At 68.2% G+C, this 5,805-nt stretch carries 6 protein-coding genes; 3 read left to right on the top strand and 3 right to left on the bottom strand.

The annotated features are described in order from the left end of the window. Positions 1 to 304: 304 nt before the first annotated feature. Complete coding sequence (locus tag ACWELQ_RS36105) at positions 305 to 778, top strand: hypothetical protein (protein WP_452401503.1); 474 nt, start codon at positions 305 to 307, stop codon at positions 776 to 778. Positions 779 to 930: 152 nt separating this feature from the next. Here ACWELQ_RS36105 and ACWELQ_RS36100 read toward each other — a convergent pair whose 3' ends face one another. After that, a complete protein-coding gene (locus ACWELQ_RS36100; protein ID WP_452401502.1) occupies positions 931 to 2,661 on the bottom strand; it encodes a GMC oxidoreductase in 1,731 nt (576 codons plus the stop codon). A gap of 101 nt (positions 2,662 to 2,762) precedes the next feature. Between ACWELQ_RS36100 and ACWELQ_RS36095 the strand changes: the two genes are divergently transcribed. Next, positions 2,763 to 3,440 carry a MerR family transcriptional regulator gene (locus ACWELQ_RS36095; protein ID WP_452401501.1) on the top strand — a complete coding sequence of 226 codons (678 nt, stop codon included), beginning with the start codon at positions 2,763 to 2,765 and terminating at the stop codon, positions 3,438 to 3,440. Positions 3,441 to 3,451: 11 nt separating this feature from the next. Here ACWELQ_RS36095 and ACWELQ_RS36090 read toward each other — a convergent pair whose 3' ends face one another. Continuing rightward, complete coding sequence (locus ACWELQ_RS36090) at positions 3,452 to 4,804, bottom strand: family 1 glycosylhydrolase (RefSeq protein WP_452401500.1); 1,353 nt, start codon at positions 4,802 to 4,804, stop codon at positions 3,452 to 3,454. Between the two features lie 313 nt (positions 4,805 to 5,117). On the opposite strand from ACWELQ_RS36090, the gene ACWELQ_RS36085 reads away from it, so the two are divergent. Continuing rightward, positions 5,118 to 5,543 carry a group I truncated hemoglobin gene (locus ACWELQ_RS36085; RefSeq protein WP_452401499.1) on the top strand — a complete coding sequence of 142 codons (426 nt, stop codon included), beginning with the start codon at positions 5,118 to 5,120 and terminating at the stop codon, positions 5,541 to 5,543. Here ACWELQ_RS36085 and ACWELQ_RS36080 read toward each other — a convergent pair. Further along, positions 5,540 to 5,805, bottom strand: a 266-nt coding sequence (locus ACWELQ_RS36080) for a family 1 glycosylhydrolase (protein ID WP_452401498.1), incomplete at its 5' end; no start/stop codon positions are given. The genes ACWELQ_RS36085 and ACWELQ_RS36080 overlap by 4 nt on opposite strands.

Here is a 5,805-nt window from a genome sequence, read left to right as displayed (position 1 = left end):
CGCGCCGCAACCGGTCAGTACCAGTGCCAGCGCGAGCGCGGGCGGGCCACCCGCGAGTTTCCAGCGCCGCCGCATGGGCATCGCCCCTTTCGATCCGATCCGTCCCGCCCGGATCCGACGCTACCAGCGGCGATCACTCGCACACCGAACCCGCAGGGAGATGGGAACTTCAGCGTTCCGAATTCGCCCTGCGCTGGTGCATTGACCCAGACGGCCCCTACGATGGCACGCGCAGGGCGGTTCGTAAAAGAGGGGACCGTCCGGCACCCTTGGTACCGGATGGTTGCTGACTGGTAGGGGCTCGATGAACGCCGCGAACGTGAAACTGCTTGTGTGGGAGTGCGACAACACCCTGTGGGACGGGGTGGTGTGCGACTCCAGCGCCGGTGCGCTGCGCGCCGACGCCGCGCGCTCCCTGCGCATCCTGGCCGAGCGTGGCGTCATGCACGCCATCGCCTCGCGCGGTGAATGGGCCTGGACGGTAGAGCAATTGCGCCGCCACGGGGTGGCCGAGCGCTTCGCCGCCGTCGAGGTCGGCTGGGGCCGCAAGTCCGCCGCCATCACCCGCATCGCCGAAACCCTCGGCGTCGGCCTCGATCAGGTCGGCTACATCGATTCCGAACCGCTCGAGCGCAGCGAGGTCGCCCACGCGTTGCCGCAGGTGCGCTGCTATGCCGCCCGGCACGTGGATGTGCTCGGCGCGCTGCAGGAATTCCGTGCCCCGCTCGGCGACGTCCCGCCGCCCACCTCGCCGATGGCCCACATCCACGCCCGCTGACCGGGACGCCGCGCCCGCTCATCGGGACCCTGACCAAGCCGTCGCCGAGACCGTGAAGAGCGCCGCGCCCGGACCGTGAACAGGCCGCACCGGGACAGCGGAACGGGCCCGCCGAGACTGCTCGACGGACCCGCTGCGAAGTCGATCCGATCTCAGGCCGGAGTGGACTGCCCATCGCCGCTGCGGATTTCGACGATCGGCAGCACCAGCGCCGCCGGGGCGCTCGCGGGGACCATCGGCTGCTTGGGTGCAACGGGTGCAATACGCGTGTAGCCCGCGTCCTGCGCCGGACGGGTATCGGCCTCACCGTTGTTGGGCCACAACGCCGCGGCGCGCTCGGCCTGCGCGGTAATGGTCAGCGACGGATTCACCCCGAGGTTCGCCGACACCGCCGCCCCGTCGACCACACTCAATGTCGGGTAGCCGTACACGCGGTGGTACGCGTCGATGACACCGTGCTCGGCATCCGCGCCGATCGCCGCGCCACCCAGGAAGTGCGCGGTCAGCGGGATATTGAACACCTCGCCCCAGGAACCGCCCGCCACGCCGCCGATCTTGTCGGCGACCTTGCGGGTGACCTCGTTGCCCGCCGGGATCCAGGTCGGATTCGGTTCGCCGTGGCCCTGTTTGGAGGTCAGCTTGCGGCCGAAGAGCCCGCGCTTGGTGTAGGTGGTGATCGAGTTGTCCAGATGCTGCATGACCAGCGAGATGATGGTGCGCTCGCTCCAGTTCTTCACCGACATGAACTGCAGCAGCGTCAGCGGATGCAGGATCACCGTCCACAGGAACCGCAGCCAGCGCGGGATCTTGCCGCCGCCGTCGACCATGAGGGTCTGCAGCAGGCCCATCGAGTTGGAGCCCTTGCCGTAGCGGACCGGTTCGATGTGAGTGTCGGGCGTCGGGTGGATGGAGGAGGTGATGGCCACGCCGCGGGTGAAGTCGATGTCCGGGTTCACCTTGCGGGTGGCCGCGCCGACGATCGATTCGGAGTTGGTGCGGGTCAGCACGCCCAGCCGCGGTGACAGCTTGGGCAGCACGCCCTTGTCGCGCATCGCGAACAGCAACTGCTGGGTGCCGCGGGTGCCGGCGGCGAGCACCACATGCTTGGCGGTATAGGTCTTGGGCTGCTTGCGCACCCAGGTGCCGGTGCGTTCGGTCTCCACGTCCCAGGTGCCGTCGGCCTGCGGGCGCACGGAGGTGACCGTGGTCATCGGGAACACCTGCGCGCCACCGGATTCCGCCAGATACAGGTAGTTCTTGACGAGAGTGTTCTTGGCGTTGTGGCGGCAACCGGTCATGCACTCGCCGCATTCGATGCAGCCGGTGCGACGCGGGCCCGCGCCACCGAAGTACGGGTCGTCGACGGTCTTGCCCGCCTCACCGAAGAACACGCCGACCGGGGTCTGCACGAAGGTGTCGCCCACGCCCATGTCGTCGGCGACCTGCTTGAAGATCTCGTCGGCCGGGGTCATGTGCGGGTTGGTGACCACGCCGAGCATCTTGCGGGCCTGCGTGTAGTACGGCATCAGCTCGTCGTGCCAGTCGGTGATGTCACGCCACTGCGGGTCGGCGAAGAACGGCGCGGGCGGCACATAGAGCGTGTTGGCGTAGTTGAGCGAGCCGCCGCCCACGCCCGCCCCGGCCAGGATCAATACGTCACGCAGCGGGTGGATGCGCTGAATGCCGAAGCAGCCCAGCTTGGGCGCCCACAGGAACTTCTTGAGATCCCAGCTCGTCTCGGGCAGCTCGTCGTCGGCGTAGCGCTGACCGGCCTCGAGGACTCCGACGCGATAGCCCTTCTCGGTCAGCCGCAGCGCGCTCACACTGCCGCCGAATCCGGATCCGACGATGAGGACGTCGAAATCGGTGTCGCGTTGGGTCATGGATTCTCCCTGTGTCGTCGTCGACAGTGTGGCGGCGGTTACGCTAACGCGGACAGTTGCCACTGTCAACGTACGCCGGTAGCGGTATCTATGCTGTTCGCGTGGACCGATTCAGCCGACTGCAACTCGCGGAACTCAGCGGGGTGGCCGCTCGCACCATCCGCTACTACCACTCGGTCGGCGTGCTGCCCAAGCCTGGACGGGCGGGTAAGGAGGCCGTTTACGGTCCCGAACACCTCGAGCGACTGCACGCGATCACCGCGATGCAGGCGCGCGGGCTGCGACTGGATGCGATTCGCGAGGTGTTCGAGGCCGAAGTGCCCGGCGACGGTGACTGGCGTGAGGTCTTCGACCCCCGCTACAGCGGCGAACCGGAAGCCGGAACCATCCTCGACGACGAGGGTCTGACCGCGTTGCTCGGTGATCGCCGCCCCGAAGTGCTCGAGGATCTGCTCGCCGCGGGCTACCTCGAACCGGTCGGCGACCGCTGGCGAGTGCCGGAACCGGCCATGCTCTCCGGCGCGCTCATCCTCTATGACGTCGGCACCGACATCGCCCTGTCGGGTGTGCTGCGCAAACTGATTCGCACCCATGTCGCCGCCTTGGCCGACGAGATGATCCGCGTCATCCGTGAGGCATCCGGTGCGGAGTACACCGGTGAGGGCGTGGGCTACGACCTCGACCGCTTCCGCGACCGGTTCCGGGCCGCGGCACACGAGGTCGGCGGGGCGACGCTGGTGGAGGAAATAGAGCGGGCGGTCCGCGAACTCGATCGCTGACCCCGCCCGCATCAGGGGGCCGGGGTCGCGGTGGGGACGGTGACGGGGGAGTCGCAGCTGGCGGGTGGGTCGACCAGCTTGCAATCCGCCGGGAAGCGGACCGGTTCGTACGCTGTGGGGACGCCGCCCGCGGTGATGATCTGACGGTAGGTGTCCACACCGTCGGTCGGTTTGCGCGTCAGGTTGGGGTCGGTGAGCGCGTCGACGCTGTAGAGGCCGAATCGCGGTGTGTAGGAACCCCACTCGTAGTTGTCGGTGAGCGACCAGTAGTTGTAGCCGACGAGGTTCATGCCGTCGGCCTTGGCGCGGGTCAGCCAGTAGACGGTGTCGCGCAGGTGATCTGACCGGGTGTAGCCGTCGACGCGGGGCTTGCCGTCCTCGGTGGGCATCCCGTTCTCCACCACCCACAGCGGCTTGCCCGGGAACTTCTGCGAATAGTGTTGCAGCGCATAGTAGATGCCCTCGGGCCGGATCGGCAGCTCCCACATTCCGGCCGGGGGCGCGGCCGAGCCGTCGGGCAGGTTCACGGCATTGGATTTCGGCGGGTCGTAGGCGAAGTAGTAGTCCACGCCGATGAAGTCGAGCTTGTCGCCGATGCGGTCCATGAGCGGCCCGTTGACCTGCGATTCCGCGCCCGCCACATACCCGACATTGCTGGTGACCAGGGCCTTGGGCTGCACCTGGTGGATGTAGTCGTAGATCTGGTTGTGCACCTGCGCGACCTTGTCGAGCATGTCGTCGGCGTTGGTGTCGTTCTGGCGCACCTCGTGCATGATGTAGGCGACCGGCTCGTTCACGGTGACCCACACCGGATTTCGCGAGGTATAGCGGTCGACCACCTTGCGGGCGTTGGCCAGCCAGTCCTCGACCATGCCGGGATTGCGCCAGCCGCCGCGCTCGGCCTCCCAGCCCGGATACACCCAATGGTCCAGGGTCAGCATGGGTTCCATGCCGTTGGCCACGATATCGTCGACGACCTGGTCGTAGAAGGCGAAGCCCTGCTCGTCCCACACGCCGGGTTCGGGCTGCAACCGCGCCCACTCGATGCCGATGCGGAACACCTTGACCCCCAGGCTCGCGGCCAGGGCGATATCGGTCTGGTAGCGGGAGCGGAAGTCGATGGAGTTGCGGTAGCGGTCCCACCCGGAGTTGGCGTCGATGTAGTGCATCCAGTTGCTGTCGGGCGCATGGCCCTCGGACTGGAAGCCCGACGCCGCCACACCCCACAGGAAGTCCGATCCCAGCCCGCCGCGCACACCGGGCGTGGGCGGGGCGGCCGGGGTGGCCTGGGCGACGCCCACCGGCAACAGCGTCGCGGCCGCGGCGAGCCCGGCCAGGACGAGGGCGTGCAGGCGTCTGCGCATCGGGGCTTCTCCTCCGGGACGGTGGTCGGAATGTCCCGATTCGGAGCGTAGCTGTCGATTAGCTGAAATCCGGGGCAGCGCGGGGCGTGTCGCGCGGGCCGATCGCCCGGTCCCTCCGCCGGTCGGCGGACGGATTTCCGGTCCGGAAAACCGGTGCGAGCGACCTACCAGCCACTTTGCGCGCCCACGCGCGATCGGCGGTGTCGTGGACCACTCCCGCGCGCCTAATGTTCGAGTCGTACCGGCCTGTGGCCCAAGCAGTTCCAGGAGGGGGAGCCACAGTCCGGTGCAAACAGCTAGAGAAGGACGGGATATGCCCAGCATCTACGACCGCATCGGCGGCGGCCCCACGCTCACCGTGGTGGTCGACGACTTCTACCGGCGCGTCTACGCCGACGCGGACCTGGCCGGCTTCTTCGCCGGGGTCGACCTCGAACGACTCAAACAGCGCCAGGTCGAGTACTTCTCGACCGTGCTCGGCGGGCCCGCGATCTACACCGGGGCGTCACTGCGGCGGGTGCATCAGGGGCTCGGCATCACCCGCCGCCACTTCGACCGGGTGGCACGCCACCTCACGGCCGCACTCTCCGGCGCCGGGGTGTCGCAGGAGATCGTGGACCTCATCGTCGAGGCATTGGACCCGCTCGCCGACGACATCGTCGCCGCCCGCCCGCCGACCACCCGGCGCATGCGCAGCGGATCGCGAATCTGGGTGTGGTCGAGCGCGATCGGGAGTTAGTTCGGCGCGGCGGCCGGATCGGCGCAGCTGTCGAGGGCGTCGACCAGCGAGCAGGTCGTCGCGGGCCGGGTGGGCCGGTATCCGGGGGGAACACCGGCGTCGTGGGCGATGGCGCGGTAGGCGTCCACGGCGTCGGTGGGGCGGCGGGTCAGGCTCGGATCGGTCTTGACGTCGACGGTGTAGAGGCCGAAACGCGGTGTGTAGGAACCCCATTCGTAATTGTCGGTGAGGCTCCAGTAGTTGTAGCCGATCACGTTCATGC

Source organism: Nocardia sp. NPDC004722, assembly GCF_053601505.1.
This window is presented reverse-complemented; position numbering and strand designations above follow the sequence as displayed.